The sequence below is a fragment of the Natronorubrum halalkaliphilum genome (genome assembly GCF_009834785.1).
In the GTDB taxonomy this organism is placed as follows: domain Archaea; phylum Halobacteriota; class Halobacteria; order Halobacteriales; family Natrialbaceae; genus Natronorubrum; species Natronorubrum halalkaliphilum.
This window is the reverse complement of the sequence record NZ_WUYX01000030.1, coordinates 33,360-51,479: the sequence shown is the minus strand read 5'-3', so window position 1 is coordinate 51,479 and position 18,120 is coordinate 33,360. Positions and strand designations below refer to the sequence as shown.

Sequence of the window (18,120 nt, the reverse complement as noted above, 5' to 3'; positions counted from 1 at the left end):
CGTGAGCCGGTACGGATCGCGAATCGCCGCCCTCGAGCGGCGGGCGGAACGCGACCGAGCGGCCGTCGACGAGGCTGCTGGCGGGGCCGAAGCCGACGCCGAGACGTATCTCCGCGAGGGTGCAGGCCAGGCTATCTGGCTCTACGTCGAGGCTCGTACCGGCGGCCGAATGGTCCCGTTTTCGCCGCCCGAACTCGCCGCCTTACGGCGCGCGATGAACTGCTGGCTCGAGTGTTACACCCGCTGTTACGGCGTGGAGTTCGACGCCGAGTTTACGGTTCGCGAAGCCGCAGAACTGCTCGTTCAGACGCGGAACGTCGACGACGTCGGGCAGTTGCTTACCGGGGTCCCGCCCCGGGATCGCGAGCGGGTCGAGTGAACCGACTCGCACCCTTTCGCACTCGAGCGTGTAACACAACCGCTTAGTGACATGTGATAACAATAATTGCGGTTGGACGAGTAGATACTCGTACCCGTGGCGCTCATCGTCGAGTTCGAGTTGCGGACCCCGATCTTGCAGACCGCCGCCGAGGCGATCCGCAGGATCGAACTCGAGGAGGTGTACAGGACCGAGTCCGACGAGGCGAAACTGCTCTTCTGGGCGTTCGCCGACGGATTCGAGCCGTTCGATGCCGCACTCGCCGACGATTCGAGCATCGCGACGTACACCGTTCTCGACGAGGTGGCCGATCGACAGCTGTACAGCGTCGTCCTGTCCGATCGGGCGGCCGACCGGCTCACCTACCCCGTCGCCGCCGAACACGACGTCACGATCCTCGAGATCGTCGTCACGACCGAAACGCTCGTTCGAGCACGGGTACCGTCGCGCGAATCGCTGTACGCCTATCGCGATCGGTGTCTCGAGAAGGGCGTCGGCTTCCACCTCCGCCGGCTGTATCACGAGTACGAAACGGAGGGCGATCAGTACGGGGTCACGGACCGCCAGCAGGAGGCGCTGCTGTCGGCCTTCGACGAAGGTTACTTCGAGGTTCCGCGGGGAACGACGCTCTCGACGCTCGCCGAGGAGTTCGAGATCTCCGATCAGGCGCTGTCCGCCCGCCTTCGTCGTGGGCAGGCCAATCTCCTTCGGCACACTCTCGTAGACGACCCCTCTTGAAAGGTTGGGCAATCAATGCGGTTCCTTTCCTCCCGTTGTGGCCTTCGTCTGACTATGACTTCTGGCCAGTCCACCACAGACTCGCCGAGCGAGCACGATCGATTCGTCTATCAGGCCGAACCCGACCAGCCGCCCAGCGAAGCGGTCATCACCGCGATCGCGATGCAGTCCGAGGCGGACGATCTAACGGCCGTCGCGGACGAACTCGACCCGCTGTACAACGCGATCGATCCCTCCGCACTGGACGCGCTCTTCGACTCGTCGGGAACCCACGACCGATCTACCGGTGCTGTAACCTTCGAGTACGCGGATCGTCACGTCAGGATCGATACGACGGGACGAATCGAACTCACGGCCGAGGAGTGAGCGGAACGCGACCGACCGGTGCAAAACGGAACGCGGAGTTCTCGTCCGTCGTTAGTAGATCAGTTCGTCGTCGTTTTCCACCATGTACAGCGTCCGTGCAGCGATGTTGACCGCGTGATCGCCGACGCGCTCGAGATCCCGAATCGTCAGCAGGAGCCTCGAGACGTCCTGCAGGAGTAGCTCGACCTCTTCGGGGGCGTCGAGTTCGCGCTCGATCAGGTCCCGAACGACGATCTCGCTCGCCCGTTCGGCGAAGTGGTCGAGGTCGTCGTCGCGGGCGGCGAGCTCTCGACACTGGTCGACGTCTTCCGTATCGTACGCGATCATCGCATCCTCGATCATCTCGAGGGTCAACTCGCCCATCTCCTGGACGTCGACGTCGGGAAAGAGGTTTTCTTCGGCGTCGAGCGTGTACTCCCCGAGGTTGACCGCGAGGTCGGCGATCCGCTCGAGGTCGGTGATGATCTTGAACGAGGCCGCGATAAACCGGAGATCGCTCGCGACCGGTTGCTGGAGCGCCAGTAAGTCGATACAGTCCTGCTCCAGATCCAGATACATCCGATTGATCTCGCCGTCGCCCTCGATCACTTCGCGGGCGAGCGCGTCGTCTTTCTGCTCGAGCGCGTCGAGCCCCATTCGAAGTCGCTCCATGACGACTTCGCTCATGTAGAGGATATCCTCGCGGAGTTCCGCGAGTTTCTCCTGATACGATTTTCTGGCCATGATTCACGCACCTTTCCGGGCGAAGATATAGCTTATGCTCATCGGAACGGTCCGCTGTATCGCGATGATGTTGGTCCGATACGGATTACTGTAACTATTTACCGGCGCAACCGCGACCCGGGCGGTGGTTGCGCCGGAATGACTTACAATAAACCGTATGAAGCGACTTCGTGGACGGCTCGAGCGAGTACGCGGCGGGACTCGTCGCGTTCACCAGCGTCTTCCGGATCATCACCTGCGGAAGTGTACACCTGGTTCTTCGCCCTGGTCATCTCTCCGCGGCCAAGGACTGATCGGACGGCGGCGCAGTGCCGGCCCGCCGATGGAGCTATTCTTCTGGCGACCGCACACCCGACCGATGGGGACCGGAGCCGACGCCGGCGATCGGGTCGATACTCGAGGCTACGGCGAGGGCTGGGACGAACTCCGCCGAAAGACCCTGTGCCGGGACGGCTACGCGTGCCGGCGCTGCGGAGCCGACGATCGAACGCTTCAGGCCCACCACATCGTGCCTCGATCCGCCGGCGGACCGGACGACCTCGAGAACCTCATTACGGTCTGTCGACCCTGTCACGGCGTTATCCATCAGTCAAACAGCTCCTTCGACGACGTTCGCGACGACGCTGCGCTCTTTCCCAGGCCGGATGCCCCCGATCCCGTCGCGCGAATGCGCGAGCCGTCGGACGGGTGTTGTAGCCGGTGTGGTGGCGAGTTCGAACCGGCCGAACTCGTCGCCTGGATGGACGTGCCCTCGACCGCGGGAACGAATTCGACAGCGCGCGAGTCGTCCGTGGACCACCTCACGCTCTGTAAACCGTGTGCCGGGTTCGTCCTCGAGCACGTCCCTGCCTGCGACCGCGACTCGTTGACCGGCAACCATCGGGTTCCGATCCACGAACTCTCGGCCCGGCGACTCGACGCGCCGGTGCGGCCGAGCGTCTTTGCACCGTCGCCGGTCGCGGTTCGCCGGGAGCCACGCGGTCCCCGCGAACGAGTCGTCGACGATACGCCGCTCCGGTTTCTGCTCAACCACCGCGGGATGCGCTGGCTGACGCTCCTCGCGATCGGGTACGTCGTTCTGTTTCTCCTGATGGGGTCGATGGGACCGGTCTGAGGGCGAAAACCGGTCCAGTATCGATCGGGGCGGAGACGACCGACTACCGAACGAAGTTCACGCCCCTAATCTCGAACCGCGTGCCGCCATCGGACCCGTCAGTGACGTCGATGGTCCAGCCATGTGCATCGACGATCTGTTTGACGATGTTCAGCCCGAACCCCGCCCCGTCGTTCGAGGTCGAATAGCCGATCTCGAACACGTCGTCGCGGTTCGCTTCGGGGATCCCCGCGCCGTCGTCGGCCACGTAGAACCCGTCGCCGTCCTCGAGACGGCCGACGGTTATCGTCACGTTCGGCCCCCCGTGATCGATCGCGTTTCGAACGAGGTTCTCGAGAAGTTGCTGGAGTCGGCTCTCGTGGGCCTCGATCACCCGTTCGCTGTCGGTTTCGATAGCGACTTCGAGCGTCGCTTCGCCCGTGGCGACGCTCCGCCAGCACCGTTCGCTCAGCGTTCCGAGATCGACCGGGTCGAGCGACCCGACCTCCTCGCCTTCTCGGGCGAGGGTCAGCAGGTCGTCGATCAACGCGTCGATCCGATCGACGGCCCACGCGGCGTCCTCGAGGGACTCACTATCGTGCTCATCGCGGACCAGGTCCAGATTCCCTTTCGCGACGGTCACGGGGTTACGGAGGTCGTGAGAGACGACCTTGACGAACTCGTCGAGGCGCTCGTTCTGTCGTTCCAGCTGCTCGGTCCGGTTCTGTAGGGCCCGCTTGTCCTGCAGTTGGGCGAGCTTTACCCGCGCGTGCCCGACGAGAAGTTCGGCGAACTCGCGATCGTGCTGATCGAACGCGTCGACCTCGCTGGCGACCGCCTGAAACGTCCCGAACTCCCCGATGGGGACCGTTACTGCCGACCGGTACTCCGGATCGGCAGGCGTGATCTCGCACTCCCGGAGGTCATCGACGACGATCGTCTCCTGGCGATTGTAGGACCGAGCGGCGAACGTGTCGCCCGTCTCGAGGGAGGTCCGGTCGTGGTAGGCCCTGTCCTCGACGTCGAGCGTCCAGGCCTCCTGAATCAGGTAACCGTCGTCTTCGACATCGACGGCGACGAGATCGAACTCGAGAATTCGCTCGGCGGTCTCGGTGAGCGTCTCGTAGACGGCCGCGGACTCGTCCGCGCCGCCGATCTCCCTGGCCGCGGTGTGCAGTGCCGAGAGCGTCTGTTCGCGTTCCTTGCGCTCGGTGATCTCGCGGGTGAATCCGGCGATCCGAACGACGTTCCCGTCCCGGTCGACGATCGGTTCGCCTTTCGTCCAGACCCACCGCGGTCCGTCGTCTCTGCAGATACGATACTCGAGGTCGACGGAAATGCCATCGGAAAGTCGGTCCATCGCTCCGCTGACGGTCTCTCGATCGGCTGGATACACGCCGTTCAGGAAATCGCGGGGATCGTTCTCGACCGCGTCGACGGGACGACCCCAGACCTGCTCGTAGCCGGAGATGAACAGCGTCTCCTCCCACTCGCGGTCGAACAGCCAGACACAGTCGTGAAGGTTTTCGGTCAGTTCCTGGAGCCGTTGGCGGAGTCGGTTTGCGTTTCGCTCGGTCCGGCGCTGTTCGACTGCGTTCGTGATCCGATTGGCGAGAACGTCGTACTGTCCGGTGCCGACTTCTTTCTGAAGGTAGTCGGTAACGCCGGCCGAGATCGCCCGACTCGCGATCTCCTCGCTTCCCTTTCCGGTAAAGAGAATAAACGGCAGATCCGGATACTCCGCCCGAACGTCGCCGAGAAATTCGATCCCGTTCCGCTCCTGCATATCGTAGTCCGAAACGATACAGTCGACGGTGTGATCGTGGAGATACTTCAGTCCGTCACCGGCGTCGGTTGCAGTCTCGACGGTGATCCGATCGTCCGCGCGCTCGAGAAAGGTAGCGGCAAGATCGGTGAAGCCGGCTTCGTCGTCGACATGCAGGACCCGAATCGGGTCGTTCATGCCACCTACTCGTGAGGTCCACCGGTAATACTTTTTGGTACTCGGAAACGCACACCTCGGTATGCGGACACCATAGCGGAACGGGAGACAATTCACACTGCGCGGAGTTACTCGAGGGCGTCGTTCGTACCCGTCGGCGTTATCCGAATTTGCCCGTAATGTAATCCTCGACGCGGTCGCTTTCGGGGTTCTCGAAGATCTTGCTCGTGTCGTCGAACTCGACGAGGTGACCGCCGGTGAGGAAGACCGCGGTCTTGTCCGAGATGCGGGCAGCCTGTTGCATATTGTGGGTGACGATGATGACCGTGTACTCCTCGGCGAGTTCTTCGACCAGATCCTCGATCTTCGACGTCGCGACGGGATCGAGCGCCGATGCCGGTTCGTCCATCAGAATGACTTCCGGATCCGGGGCGATCGCGCGAGCGATACAGAGGCGCTGTTGTTGACCCCCCGAGAGATCGAGTCCGCTCGAGTCGAGTTGATCCTCCACTTCGTCGAGGATAGCGGCCCGTTCGAGTGCGGTGTGGACCTGTTCTTCGACGTCGTCGTCTTTGCCCTGGACCCGCAGTCCGTAGGCGACGTTGTCGAAGATGCTCTTCGGGAAGGGGTTCGGCTTCTGGAACACCATGCCGATCTTCCGGCGCAGGGCGACGGGATCGACGTCGTCGTCGTAGATGTTCTTGCCGTGGAAGTAGAGATCGCCATCGACGCGGGCGATGTCGATGAGATCGTTCATCCGGTTGATCGAGCGCAGGAACGTCGACTTTCCACACCCCGACGGACCGATGAGGGCGGTCACCTTGTGCTCGGGGATGTCCATATTGATCCCGTGAAGCGCCTGGTCGTCGCCGTAGAACACATCGAGATCGCGAGATTCGATGACGGCATCGTCGACGCGCGGCGAGCCAAGCGGCGCGTTATCGGTCATCGCGGCGTCCGAACGAGCGCCGCTCGAGTCGGCCGTCGACACGGTCTGGGATCCGTTCGCGGTCATATGAGGTAGTTACACCTTGGGTCTGAGGCAGTTACCTGTTGCGGAATGGAGTTCGAGACGGCCGACACGACACCCTCGATTGACCCCCGTTGGCGCTCCGATCCACTCGCAGTTGTCATTACTACGGACGATCCGCCGACCGCCTAAATACAATACTATGATCGCTCTGTTCGGCTTCTGTCGGCTCAATACCGCTATATAGTACTATACCACTCGCGGACAACGCGCAGTCGAATCACGCCGGCTCGCGGTCATCGTCGGCGTCCTCGTTCGCGGGATCCGCGTTCGCCGTAGGGGCTGGAGCCGAGGGGAATTCGAGAACGACGAGCGCTCCGTCACAGGAGGCGTCGTCGGTGGGAACACCGGAACCGCGTTCAGTCGTCTCGGATTCGCCTTCGGGGGTCGCTGACGCCGCCTCGCCACTCGAGCCGTTTGGTTGAATCTGGAGTCGTCCGTCGTATCGACTGACGATCCAGTCAACCAACCACAGCCCGATCCCGCCCGTGTGGCTGACCTGTGAAATCGTCCGATCGCCGGTGATGACGGCGGCCTCGTCGGGGGGAATCCCGGGACCGTCGTCGGCGACCCCAATTCGAACGCAGTCGTCGGCCGCCTCCACTGCGACGGCTACGGTGGGCTCGGTCCCGGCGTGAACGGCGACGTTCTCGAGGAGTTCGTCGACGGCGACTGCGACCTCCGGTCCGCAGGCGGCGATAGCCCGTTCCGGACTCCTGACGGAGGCCACCGACGCCGCGACGGGGTCGTCCCCCTCGGGTGAGTGGCTGAACAGCCTGACACGTTCGCGAACCACGGCCGCAAGGTTCGTCCGTGGCGACTCATTGTCGACCGGATCCAGCAGATCCTCGGTCATCCGGGCTCGGTCGGCTAACTCGAGCAGTTCCGTCGTCGCCGCGCGAATTTCGCGAGCGGACTCTCGGTTCTCTCCGTCGAGTCGTTCCTCGAGGTCGCCCGCCCGCCCGACGACCACGTTGAGCGCGTTCCGAAGGTTGTGTCGCAGGATGCGGTTGAGAACGAGGAGCATCTGTTCACGCCGGGCAAGCGATTCCGAAAGCTGCTCGAGCGCCCCGTCGATTTGGCGCCACTCGGCCGCGCCCCCCAGCGGCTGGCTCGAGTCGTACTCTCGCCGCTCGAGGGCCTGGAGCCGCTCCGTAAGTTGTCCGATACGCCGGATTTTCGATCGATACACCCACCCGCCAAAGGCCGTGATCGAGCCGAGCAACGCGATTCCGGAGACGACCTGAAAGAGGACGAGGCGGTTGATCTGTTCGTCGACCGCCGTTCGATCGCGGTGGGCGGTGATCGCCAGGTCAGTCGCCTCGAGTTCCACCGTCCTGGCGATAGTGTCGTCGAACGAATCGGCAGTCGTGTACACCGTCTCGGATCCCGCTTTGACCGTAATCGCGTCCCGTTCTTCGTCGCCGTCCAGCGACTCGAACAGCTCCGTGTCCTCGAGATGATAGGCCGCGTTAATCGAGCCGGTAACCTCACCGTCATCGACGAGCGGCGTACTGATTACGACGATCAGATTACCCGTCTGCGCGTGAAACGGGTCGCTGATATGTTGCTCGCCGTCGAGCGAAGCGCGGACGTACTGTTGGTCCGCTAACGTTGTTCCGACGATTCCCTCGGAACCGCTCGTCGAATCAGCGGTTTCGTACGACTGCACGACTCCCGTTTCGTTGACCACCGTCGCGCCGTCGAACTCCGTCCTCTCGATGAACGCCTCGAGCGCCCGGTCCTGATTCTCCGTTCCGTGTGCCGTGAGATCGGGGTTCGTCGCCGCAACCCGTACAGTCTGCTGTTGCTCCTGTATCTGATCGTCCATGGCCGAAGCCGACAGCTGGGCTCGATCAGCGACCGATGCAGTCGCACTCTCGGCTACATCGGTCCGGTGTGCATCGAACGTGACCGCGAGGACTGCACCGGAGACCAAAACGACGATGAGAAACGCGATAGTGAACCGATACACGAGCCTCATTCGACTATACCTTTATATACGTAAGAATAACGGGACAATGGGTCTTGCGGTCAAGAGTACAGGCCACAGCGAGAGAAGTTGCCAACGGTCACTGGACACCCGATCTCGTGATAGGGCTGTGAAGGGCGCGTAAATCGTTACAGCAATCCGTATCAGGCCTCGCCGAGACCGATACTGGATAGTCGATACCCGATGGCGATCAGCGCCTGCGGTTGTACTTGTTCCGGATGAGGATCGCGACTGCGTTCATCAGGAGCAAGATCGTCAGGAGAACGACGATCCCCGCAGCGGCGACGTGCTGGAAGTCGGCCTCGGGCAGACGCGCCCAGTCGAAAATCTGCATCGGCATCGCACTGAACGCGTCGGTCGGCTGTGTAAGCCGCGGCGGGGCGAACATCGACGTCGCCGCTCCCACCATCAAGATCGGTGCCGTTTCACCGATCGCTCGAGACAGTGAGAGGATAATGCCCGTCATAATGCCGGGGATCGCTTCGGGAAGAACGACGTTTCGAATCGTCTGCCACTTCGTCGCACCGGTTCCGTAGGAGGCTCGTCGCATCGAATCGGGGACGGCACGCAGGGACTCCTGTGCGGAGACGATAACGATCGGCAGGATCAACAGCGTCAGCGTCAACGCGCCGGCAAGCAAACTGCTCCCGGTCTGGAGCGCCCGGACGAACATCGCCAATCCGAGCAGGCCGTAGACGATCGAGGGAACCCCCGCGAGGTTCGCGATGTTGGTCTCGATAAACGTTGTCAGTCGCGTATCCGGTGCGTACTCCTCGAGATAGATCGCCGCGCCGACACCCAGAAAGAGGGTGAAGATCGCGGTGAGGACGATCAGATAGATCGACCCGATCAGTGCGGGATAAATACCGCCGGGGCCGGTATCGAGTGCGCCGTAGTTCGCCGGATTGTAGTTTTCGACGAACCGGGACGGTGGGTACGTCAGGAACTCCCAGGTAAGCCATCCCCAGGCCTCCGTGACGACGTCGACGAGCAACGCGATCAACGCGACGATACCGACCATCGTCGCCGCGAAACACGCCCCTACAAACGCCTTTCCGAGCAGGCGTTTGCGCCGAAGCGCCGAGCCGTCGAAGTCGAAGCTATCGGTATCCGTATCCGTGCTCATGCGATCCACCTCGCCGTCACGAGCCGTGTGAAACCGATCGGTCCATCACCAATCATTGGTATTCCTCCCGGTAGCGCGCCCGAACCCACTCGCTGAAGATGTTCATCGAGAGCGTCATGACGAACAGCGTAAGTCCGACTGCGAACAGACTCTGATAGCCGACGGTGCCGACGGCGATATCGCCGGTCCCGACCTGAACCATGTACGCCGTCATCGTCTGGATTTCCGCCAGCGGATTCGTCGTGATCTGGGGCAACATCCCCGCCGCGAGCGTGACGGCCATCGTTTCGCCGATCGCTCGAGAGATGGCGAGGATGTACGCCGCGAGAACGCCCGACAGCGAAGCGGGAAGGACGACCTGTGTCGACACCTCGAACTTCGTCGCACCGAGGCCGTAGGCCGCGTTGCGAAGCGAGTCCGGCACCGAACTCATCGCGTCCTCGGAGAGCGACGACACCATCGGGATGATCATGATGCCGACGACGATCGCGCCCGCCGCCGCGTTGAACGTCCCCGTGCCCGGGAAGAGGGTCTGGAGGATCGGAGTGATAAACGAGAGCGCGAAGAAGCCGTAGACGATCGTCGGAACCCCAGCGAGAATCTCGAGAATCGGCTTGACGGTCCGTCGAACCCGCGGATCGGCGTACTCGGAGAGGTAGATCGCCGTCAGGGTTCCGACGGGTAACGCGACGACCGCCGAACCGACGGTGATCAGCATCGTTCCCCAGATCAGCGGCCAGATGCCGAAGCTGGTCTCGTTGATCGCGTCCCACTCCGTCGACGTGAAGTATTCGACAAGCGATACTTCGGCGAAGAAGTCGATCGCGCCGTTGACGAGCACGACGATGATCGCGAGCGTGGTCAACACCGTCACCAGTGCACAGCTGAAAAAGACGTAGCGTGCGAGCCGATCACCGAAGCCGCCGACGTCGCTTTCCTCGCGCGTCAGATCGAATGATTCTGAACTCATGTTATGCGTACTCCGCAATCGCGTCTTCCAGTCTCTCGCGCTGTCGGGCGATCGTCTCGTCGGAAACCGCATAGAAGCCGACCCCTCGAGCGGTCTCCTGTGTGACGTCGAGGTAGTATCTGAGGAATTCGCGATAGGCCTCGGACTCGAGTGCGTCGAGTCTGACGTAGATGTACATTGGCCGCGAAAGCGGCTGATACTCGCCCTCCTCGATCGTCTCGGGCGTCGGATAGACGCATCCGTCACCGTTATCGACGGCGATCAGTTCGAGGTCGTCTTCGTTCTCGTAGTAGTAGCCGGCACCGCCAAAGCCCGTCGCGTATTGGTTGCCGCGCACGCCGCGGACGATTACGTTCGTGTCGGGTGTGCCGCTGTAGTCCGAACGGATGCTCCCCGACTCGCCGGCGATCGCTTCGGTGAAGTAATCGAACGTTCCCGACGCGGAGTCGCGACCGTAGAGGGAGAGTTCCTCGTCCGGCCACTCGTCGTCCAGATCGCTCCAGGTTTCGACCGTCGAGCCGGATTGCCAGAGTTCCGTGAGCTGGTCGACGGTGAGACACTCACACCAGTCGTTCGCCGGGTTCTTGTAGAGTGCGATACCGTCTCGGACGACCTCGAGTTCCATCCATTCGACGCCGTTTTCGGCACACCACGTTTCCTCGTCCGATTTGATCTCGCGGCTGGCATCTTGGACTTCCGTCTCGCCGTTACAGAACTTCTGGAAGCCGGCACCCGTCCCGGAGCCGCGGACCGGAATCCTGACGCGGTTGTTCTCCCAGTTGAACTGCTCGGCGACGGCCGCGCTGTTCGGTAACAACGTATTCGAGCCATCAATGCGTATTTGTCCTTCGAGTCCGCTGTCCTGTCCGCGAACGAGACAGCCCGAAAGTCCCGTCAGGCCGGCACCAGCGGTACCGAGTAGAACGTGACGGCGAGAAACTGCGCCGTCTGAACCGGATATCGGCTCGTTACCCATCACTGTCCCTTAGGGGGGATCCGCTCTAAATACCCTACTATGTTATCTATATATCTCTATGTTCGACAGCGATTCACAGTGCAAACAGCCGTCCGATACGCTGCTGTTTTCCGCTTTCGTTACCGAGCACGGCGGCTTGCTGACGTTCCGCACGGACTATAGAGGAAGGTGGGTTTATCAGTATCCGCCCGAAATCGGGCAGTATGGAGACGCGAAAAGTCCAGGTGACGGGGGGCTCAACGTATACCGTTTCGCTGCCGAAATCGTGGGCCACCGAGAACGACGTCAGCGCCGGCACAACGGTCGAGTTCTACCCCGAGAAGGACTCGCTGCTGTTGACGCCACAGAGCGAAACCGACCGACAGGAGGGCACCCTCGACATCTCCGCTCTCGAAGGGGAACGGCTCACCCGAGCCGTGCTGACGATGTACGTCAGCGGCTTCGACATCATCCGACTCGAGGCGAGTCGCATCACGACGGACCAGCGCAGCGCGATCCGAAGCGCAACCCGAAGCCTGGTTGGCGTCGAAGTGTTATCGGAGACGACCGACAGCGTCGTCATTCAGGACCTGCTGGACTCCTCGGAGCTGTCGATCGTCAACGCCGTCTCCCGAATGCGCCTGATTGCGCGGTCGATGCTCGAGGACGCCGTGACCGCGCTCATCGAAAACGACGACGACATCGCTCAGGACGTCATCGAGCGCGACGACGACGTCGATCGACTCTGGCTGGTCGTCTCGCGGATCTTCCGCGCCACGCTGCGTTCCCCTCGCGCCGCGGAGGAACTGGGGGTGCCCCGCGAAGACTGCTTCGATTACCACTCGAGTGCCCGCCAACTCGAGCGCGTCGCCGATCACGCCGCCAAGATCAGCAACCTCGCGCTCAAACTCGAGGAGATCCCCGAAGACGTCGCTGACGCACTCGTCGAACTCCACGAGGACGCCTCGGACGTCCTCGAGAAGTCCATGGACGCGCTGGTCGCCGACGACAGCGAGGAGGCGAACCGTCTGGGCCACGCCGCCCGCGAGGCCGTCCTCGAGATCGACGAACACACTCGCTACATCGACGACATGCTCCGAGAGCTCGAACCGGTCCAGGCCCAGTCGCTCGGACTGATCGTCGACTCGTTATCTCGAAGCGCCGACTACGGCGGGAACATCGCCGAAACGGCACTGCAGAAGGCCGCACCGAGGCCCTGAGCTGCTTTCCCGTCGCCTGCTACGTTCTGCAGTCGTCCCATCGCGTATCACTGCTCGGGACAGTTCACCGGCCGACAACTGGGAATTATTCCTCGAGGCCACGAAGCGCAGCGGGATGGAGTATACGACCCTCGGCCGGACGGGACTGGAGGTCTCGCGACTGTGTCTCGGCTGTATGAACTTCGGGAGCGACGAGCCGTGGATGGTCGACGACCGCGAGCAGTCCCACGCGGTGATCGAACGGGCGCTCGATCTCGGTATCAACTTCATCGATACGGCGAACGTCTACTCGCGGGGCGAAAGCGAGGCGATCCTCGGCGAGGCGCTCGCCGACGCCGACCGCGACAGATCGGAACTCGCCGTCGCGACGAAGGTGTACGGCCCGATGCACGACGGGCCGAACGGACAGGGGCTCTCTCGCAAACACGTTCTCGAACAGGCCGAGGCGAGTCTCGAGCGACTCGGCCTCGACTACGTCGACCTCTACCAGATCCACCGCTGGGACGACGAGACTCCCATCGCGGAGACGCTGTCGGCGCTGGATCGACTCGTCGAGAAGGGGATGGTCCGCTACGTCGGCGCAAGCACGATGCCGGCCTGGAAGTTCTCGAAGGCGCTCTACGAAGCCGACCTCGACAACGCCGAGCGGTTCGTCTCGATGCAGTGTGAGTACAACCTCGTCGACCGCCACGAGGAGGCCAACGTGCTCCCCCTCTGTGCGGATCAAGGAATCGGCATCCTTCCGTGGTCGCCGCTGGCTGGCGGTTTTCTGACCGGCAAGTACGACCGCGAGGAAGAGCCAGCCGAGGGTCGGGCCGCGACGAACGACTTCATGGACAAGCGGTTCGCCGAAGACGGCTGGGCCGTCCTCGAGGTCGTCCGTGAGCTCGCCGACGAGAAAGGTGTAACTCCGGCACAGCTCTCGCTCGCGTGGTTGCTCCACAAGCCGCTCGTCGACGCGCCCATTGTTGGGCCGCGAACGATCGACCACCTCGAGGACAACGTCGGCGCGCTCGAGGTCGATTTCACCGATAGCGAGATCGAACGGTTAGAAGAACCGATTACGCCCGTCTGGAACCCCGATATCGGCGACGTCTGATACTGTTGGACAGAACGACGCTTCGTATTGACTGCTGTCCGACAGTATGAGTAGCTGGAACTGCCGGGGTGGTCCCGGCGGCGGCTGGCCGTCGCTCGAGGGCGGTGATGACTGTAAAACGGTACGCGATATCGTTACTCGAGGAGAACGGCGTTGACCTGACCAGTTTGGCCGGGACGGGACGTGACGCGTGCCTGGCCTTCGGAGGTTTCGATGAGCGCGCCCTTCGTGATGATGTTTCGGCGGACGTAGTTGGGGTTGGCGTCGTTTTCGACGACGTTCTCGATGTCGGCGGAAACCGTCTCGTCGCCCTTGTTGACGCTTGCGACGTTCGTCGACAGTGCGCGTGTCTTCGTTTCGTTACCGCGGGCATCGACGGTTCGGAACCGCGGCTCGCCGACCTCCGTCTCGGTCGGGAGTCGGCCGAGTTCGTCCTTTCGGCGTTTGCGCACGTTCTTCAGTCGGCCGCCGGTTCGCTTTCGCGTAGAGCGTCCCTGGTCTTGCATACCCGATCAAATTGCTGGCGCATACTTGAATGCATTGTTACGACTGCTGGCACCGATCGACCGTCGCCCGGCCGCCCCAGCGGGGGTGAAGCAAGCCGTCCGTTCGTCCGCGTCGCCGGTCATTCGTCGCCGACCAGACAGTACGCGTGGCCGGGCTCGTCCATGACATCGTCTCCGGAATCGTCGGTCGAGAACGCGGCGCGCTCCGCGTAGTAGATCCGGCCGTCGACGGGCACCGGTGCGCTGGTGACTCGGCCCCGGTTTTCGACCCGCCACCGCCTCTCGCCGGTCTCTTTGTCCAGCGCGTACAGGTGCGTATCGTACGAGCCGGCGAGGACGGTCTCCGCGGTCACCGTCAACGCGCCGATGACACGCCCGTTGACGTCCGCCGACCACAGCTCCTCGCCGGATTTCGCGTCGAGCGCGTAGACGTAGTTGTCGTCGCTACCCATGTAGACGATATCCTCGTCGACGTCGACCGCAGGATTCGACATGATCGACGCGCCCGTCTCGAAGGACCACTCCTGTGACCCGTCCTCGAGGTCGAGGCAGTAGAAGTTGTTGTCCCAGCTTCCGACGTAGCCGTAGCCGTCGTGGGCGGCGACCGTCCCCTTGACCTCGGCACCGGCGCGGAACGACCCGCCCTCCCGTTCCTCGCCGTCTGCCTCGGCCTGAAACTCCCAGGCGAACTCGAGGGAGGGAAACTCCCAGCAGTAGACGACGCCGTCGTTCGAGCCGGCGACCATCCGTCCCGCCTCGAGATCGATCGTCGGCGACGGGTGCGGTTGCCCCCACATCCGGTCGTCCTTCCAGGTCGGATCGCCGGTGTCCGGATCGATCGCCCAGATCGTCCCGGTGGAGGGGGAGCCGTACTCGGAGACGACGTAGAGCGTGCCGTCGTAGTAGGCCGGACTCGAGCCGATGGCGAGCGCACCGTCGAGGTCGTCGGCTCGCGTTCGCCAGACGATATCACCGCTCTCGGTATCCAGCGCGTAGAGGTCTCCGTCGTACCCGCCGATGTAGGCGGTGTCGCCGACGATGGCCGCGGAGCCGTGAAAGCCGAGCTCCGTCGCGCCGGTCAACGTCGACCAGCGCTGTTCGCCCCGCGGCGTGTACGCCTGCACCCTGCCCGAATCGCCGGCGAAAACGATCGTCTCGCCGTCGGGCGTCGGAACGGGGCTGGACTTGGCCGCGGTGTGCTCGACGTAGTTGATCGGAAACGTCCAGTTGACGCTGACCGAGTCCGGAACGGTTTCGTCCGGGTAGTAGCCGAGTCGGCGTAATCCGCCGTGGAACAGCGAGACGTCCCCGGAGTCTGCGTCCCTGGCACTCAGTGTGTTCGGGAGGTCGACACAACCGGCGAGTCCCGTCGCGGCGGCCACACCGGTCAGTCCGAGGAATCGCCGTCGCGACGACAGGGCGACCCGGTCTCGATCGGGCGCGGGCGCGGCGAATCGGTTCGTGGGTCCCATAGCGTGGTCTACCGCGGAGTACGGTATCGCTCAGGTAAAGCCCGGTGCATTACCGCTCTGGGCGAGAACGCAACCAAACAAGGGGCCGGTATCAAAACGTGACTGGGGCTTCAGAACGCGATTGCGCGGCTCACTCCTGTTGAGCGTCGACGACCGCCACGCCCGCCAGATTCACGATATCTTTGACTTCGTCGCCCCGCTGGAGGACGTGGACCGGTTCGTCCATCCCGACCAGCATCGGGCCGATGGCGTCCGCGCCGCCGAGTCGCTGGAGCAGCTTGTAGCCAATGTTGCCCGACTCGAGGTTCGGGAAGACCAGCACGTTTGCGGGCTCCTCGAGGTCCGAAAAGCCGTACGTACCCTCGAGAATGTCTTCGACAACGGCGGTGTCGGCCTGCATCTCGCCGTCGACGGGGAAGTCGATTTCGGGGTCGTCCTGCAGCATGGCTGCAGCTTTCCGGGGCTTGCGGGTGCCCTCGTTGTCGACGCTGCCGAAGTTCGAGTACGACAGCAGTGCCGCGCGAGGTTCGATGTTAAACCGGCGGGCGAGTTTGCCCGTCTGCTTGGTGACCTCCGCCAGAACCTCCTCGTCGGGGTCCTGATTGACCGTGGCGTCAGCCACGAATATCACGCGGTTCTTGAACGTGAGCATGTAGACGCCCGCGGCGTAGTCGACGTCGTCGTCGGTGCCGATCACCTGAAGCGGCGGCCGCAGCGCGGACGGGTAGTGATGGGAGAGCCCGGTCAACAGCGCGTCGGCGTCACCCTGTTCGACCATGACGCTGCCGAAGTAGTTCGAGTCGCCCTCGATGAGTTCGCCCGCCTCGGAGCGCGTGATCCCCTTTCGTGCCCGCAGTTCGTGAAGACGATCGGCGTACTCCTCGTAGTCGCCGACCGACGGATCCGCGACCTGCGGGTCGTAATCGAGTCCGAGATTCGCCGCCGTCTGGCGAATCTTGCTCTCGTCGCCGATGAGGACGGGGAGCGCGATTCCCTGCTCCTGAATCTGGTAGGCCGCCCGGATCATCTTCTCGTTTTCGCCCTCCGCGAGGGCGACCGTTTTGGGGTCGCTCTTGGCCTTGTTCAGGACCACCCGCATCATCTCGCGGGACTTGCCGAGGCGAGCCTCGAGTTCCTCTTCGTACTCCTCGAGATCGATTTCGGTGCGGGCGGCACCGGATTCCATCGCGGCCTCGGCGATGGAGGGCGCGACGCGGAACAGGACGCGGGGATCGACCGGCTTCGGGATAATGTAGTCGGGGCCGTACTGAATCGGCTCATCGCCGTAGGCTTTGACGACCGCGTCGGGGACGTCCTGCCGGGCCAGTTCGGCCAGCGCCTCGGCGCAGGCGACCTTCATGTCCTCGTTGATCTCCGTCGCGCGGACGTCGAGTGCGCCGCGGAAGATGAAGGGGAAGCCGAGGACGTTGTTGACCTGGTTCGGGTAGTCCGAGCGTCCCGTCGCCATGATGACGGTGTCCTCGCGGGCCGCCTTGGCCTCCTCGTAGCCGATTTCGGGATCCGGGTTGGCCATCGCGAAGACGATCGGGTCGCTGGCCATGGATTGGACCATCTCCTGGGAGACGATGCCGCCGACCGAGAGGCCGACGAAAACGTCAGCGCCGTCCATCGCGTCCGCGAGGTCTCCCTCAGGGACGTCGCGCGCGAACTGCTGTTTGTACTCGTTGACGTCGCCGCGCTTTGCGCGCTCCTCGGTGATGATCCCCGAGGAGTCACACAAGGTGATGTTCTCCTTCTTACACCCAAGCGAGACGTAAAAGCGAGCCGTCGCGATCGCGCTCGCACCGGCGCCCGAGAAGACGATCTCGAGGTCCTCGAGTTCCTTGTCCGCGATGTCGGCGGCGTTGAGCAACGCGGCCCCGGAGATGATGGCGGTGCCGTGCTGGTCGTCGTGAAAGACCGGGATATCGATTTCCTCGCGCAGGCGCTCCTCGATCGTGAAACAGCCGGGCGCTTTGATATCCTCGAGATTGACGCCGCCGAAGGTGGGTTCCATCATCTTGACGGCCTCGACGACCTTGTCAGGGTCGGCCTCGTCGAGTTCGATGTCGAAGACGTCGATATCGGCGAAGCGTTTGAACAGCACGCCTTTGCCCTCCATAACCGGTTTCGACGCCTGGGCACCGATATCGCCGAGTCCGAGGACCGCGGAGCCGTTCGAGACGACGCCGACGAGGTTGCCTTTGGCGGTGTAGGTGTAGGCGTCGGTCTCGTCCTCGTCGATCTCGAGACACGGCGCGGCGACGCCGGGCGAGTACGCGAGCGAGAGGTCGCGCTGCGTGTTCGTCGGTTTCGTGGTCGAGATCTCGATCTTTCCGGGTGGATCGGTTCGGTGATACTCCAGTGAATCCTCGTCTAGTCCCATACCGGGGACACTGCAGGCGGCTACTAAAAACAATGCGAAGGGGAGTTTCGACAGTTGACGAAACAACTCGGAATCGAGTTATCGTCGTCGGTGAGTCCCAGATTCGACCGTTTTATACGCAC

Annotated in this window: 16 protein-coding genes and 1 pseudogene; 7 read left to right on the top strand and 10 right to left on the bottom strand. The window is 62.9% G+C overall.

Features of this window, described 5'->3' with window-relative positions; translation table 11 throughout:
• Position 1 precedes the first annotated feature (1 nt).
• From GS429_RS10425 to GS429_RS10415, 3 genes are all read left to right on the top strand, one after another.
• Positions 2-379, top strand: coding sequence for a DUF8055 family protein (locus tag GS429_RS10425; protein WP_328821337.1), 378 nt, complete (start codon positions 2-4; stop codon positions 377-379).
• 96 nt (positions 380-475) lie between these two features.
• Positions 476-1,117 (top strand): helix-turn-helix domain-containing protein, encoded by a 642-nt coding sequence (locus tag GS429_RS10420; protein ID WP_328821336.1) that lies wholly within the window; start codon positions 476-478, stop codon positions 1,115-1,117.
• Between the two features lie 54 nt (positions 1,118-1,171).
• On the top strand, positions 1,172-1,483 hold the full coding sequence (locus GS429_RS10415; RefSeq protein WP_160065295.1) for a HalOD1 output domain-containing protein: 312 nt from the start codon (positions 1,172-1,174) through the stop codon (positions 1,481-1,483).
• Positions 1,484-1,534: 51 nt separating this feature from the next.
• Here GS429_RS10415 and phoU read toward each other — a convergent pair whose 3' ends face one another.
• Positions 1,535-2,206, bottom strand: a complete 672-nt coding sequence (phoU, locus tag GS429_RS10410; RefSeq protein WP_160065293.1) for a phosphate signaling complex protein PhoU — start codon at positions 2,204-2,206, stop codon at positions 1,535-1,537.
• 161 nt (positions 2,207-2,367) lie between these two features.
• On the opposite strand from phoU, the pseudogene GS429_RS22660 reads away from it, so the two are divergent.
• A pseudogene (locus tag GS429_RS22660) lies at positions 2,368-2,485 on the top strand (ACR3 family arsenite efflux transporter); the annotation flags it as partial.
• Between the two features lie 79 nt (positions 2,486-2,564).
• Positions 2,565-3,320: an HNH endonuclease gene (locus GS429_RS10405; RefSeq protein WP_160065351.1), complete on the top strand. Its 756-nt coding sequence runs from the start codon at positions 2,565-2,567 to the stop codon at positions 3,318-3,320.
• 43 nt (positions 3,321-3,363) lie between these two features.
• On the opposite strand, the gene GS429_RS10400 is transcribed toward GS429_RS10405, so the two are convergent.
• The 6 genes from GS429_RS10400 to GS429_RS10375 form a co-directional block, all read right to left on the bottom strand.
• Positions 3,364-5,262 (bottom strand): ATP-binding protein, encoded by a 1,899-nt coding sequence (locus tag GS429_RS10400; RefSeq protein WP_160065291.1) that lies wholly within the window; start codon positions 5,260-5,262, stop codon positions 3,364-3,366.
• Between the two features lie 139 nt (positions 5,263-5,401).
• On the bottom strand, positions 5,402-6,256 hold the full coding sequence (pstB, locus tag GS429_RS10395; RefSeq protein ID WP_160065289.1) for a phosphate ABC transporter ATP-binding protein PstB: 855 nt from the start codon (positions 6,254-6,256) through the stop codon (positions 5,402-5,404).
• A 235-nt stretch (positions 6,257-6,491) separates the two neighbouring features.
• Entirely contained in the window at positions 6,492-8,255 is a 1,764-nt protein-coding gene (locus GS429_RS10390; RefSeq protein ID WP_160065287.1) for a sensor histidine kinase, read from the bottom strand.
• 199 nt (positions 8,256-8,454) lie between these two features.
• Positions 8,455-9,390, bottom strand: a complete 936-nt coding sequence (gene pstA / locus GS429_RS10385; protein WP_160065285.1) for a phosphate ABC transporter permease PstA — start codon at positions 9,388-9,390, stop codon at positions 8,455-8,457.
• Between the two features lie 52 nt (positions 9,391-9,442).
• Entirely contained in the window at positions 9,443-10,360 is a 918-nt protein-coding gene (pstC, locus tag GS429_RS10380) for a phosphate ABC transporter permease subunit PstC (RefSeq protein ID WP_160065283.1), read from the bottom strand.
• Between the two features lies 1 nt (position 10,361).
• Positions 10,362-11,336 (bottom strand): PstS family phosphate ABC transporter substrate-binding protein, encoded by a 975-nt coding sequence (locus tag GS429_RS10375; protein ID WP_160065281.1) that lies wholly within the window; start codon positions 11,334-11,336, stop codon positions 10,362-10,364.
• A gap of 203 nt (positions 11,337-11,539) precedes the next feature.
• Here GS429_RS10375 and GS429_RS10370 point away from each other — a divergent pair, with 203 nt between their 5' ends.
• Positions 11,540-12,535: a phosphate signaling complex PhoU family protein gene (locus GS429_RS10370; RefSeq protein ID WP_160065279.1), complete on the top strand. Its 996-nt coding sequence runs from the start codon at positions 11,540-11,542 to the stop codon at positions 12,533-12,535.
• A 115-nt stretch (positions 12,536-12,650) separates the two neighbouring features.
• Entirely contained in the window at positions 12,651-13,634 is a 984-nt protein-coding gene (locus GS429_RS10365) for an aldo/keto reductase (protein ID WP_160065277.1), read from the top strand.
• 134 nt (positions 13,635-13,768) lie between these two features.
• Here GS429_RS10365 and GS429_RS10360 read toward each other — a convergent pair whose 3' ends face one another.
• The 3 genes from GS429_RS10360 to GS429_RS10350 form a co-directional block, all read right to left on the bottom strand.
• Positions 13,769-14,140, bottom strand: coding sequence for a 30S ribosomal protein S8e (locus tag GS429_RS10360; RefSeq protein ID WP_160065275.1), 372 nt, complete (start codon positions 14,138-14,140; stop codon positions 13,769-13,771).
• A 119-nt stretch (positions 14,141-14,259) separates the two neighbouring features.
• The gene (locus GS429_RS10355) at positions 14,260-15,612 is read right to left on the bottom strand and encodes an outer membrane protein assembly factor BamB family protein (RefSeq protein ID WP_160065273.1); all 1,353 of its coding nucleotides are present in this window, start codon (positions 15,610-15,612) and stop codon (positions 14,260-14,262) included.
• A 130-nt stretch (positions 15,613-15,742) separates the two neighbouring features.
• Positions 15,743-17,998, bottom strand: coding sequence for an NADP-dependent malic enzyme (locus GS429_RS10350; protein ID WP_160065271.1), 2,256 nt, complete (start codon positions 17,996-17,998; stop codon positions 15,743-15,745).
• Positions 17,999-18,120 lie beyond the last annotated feature (122 nt).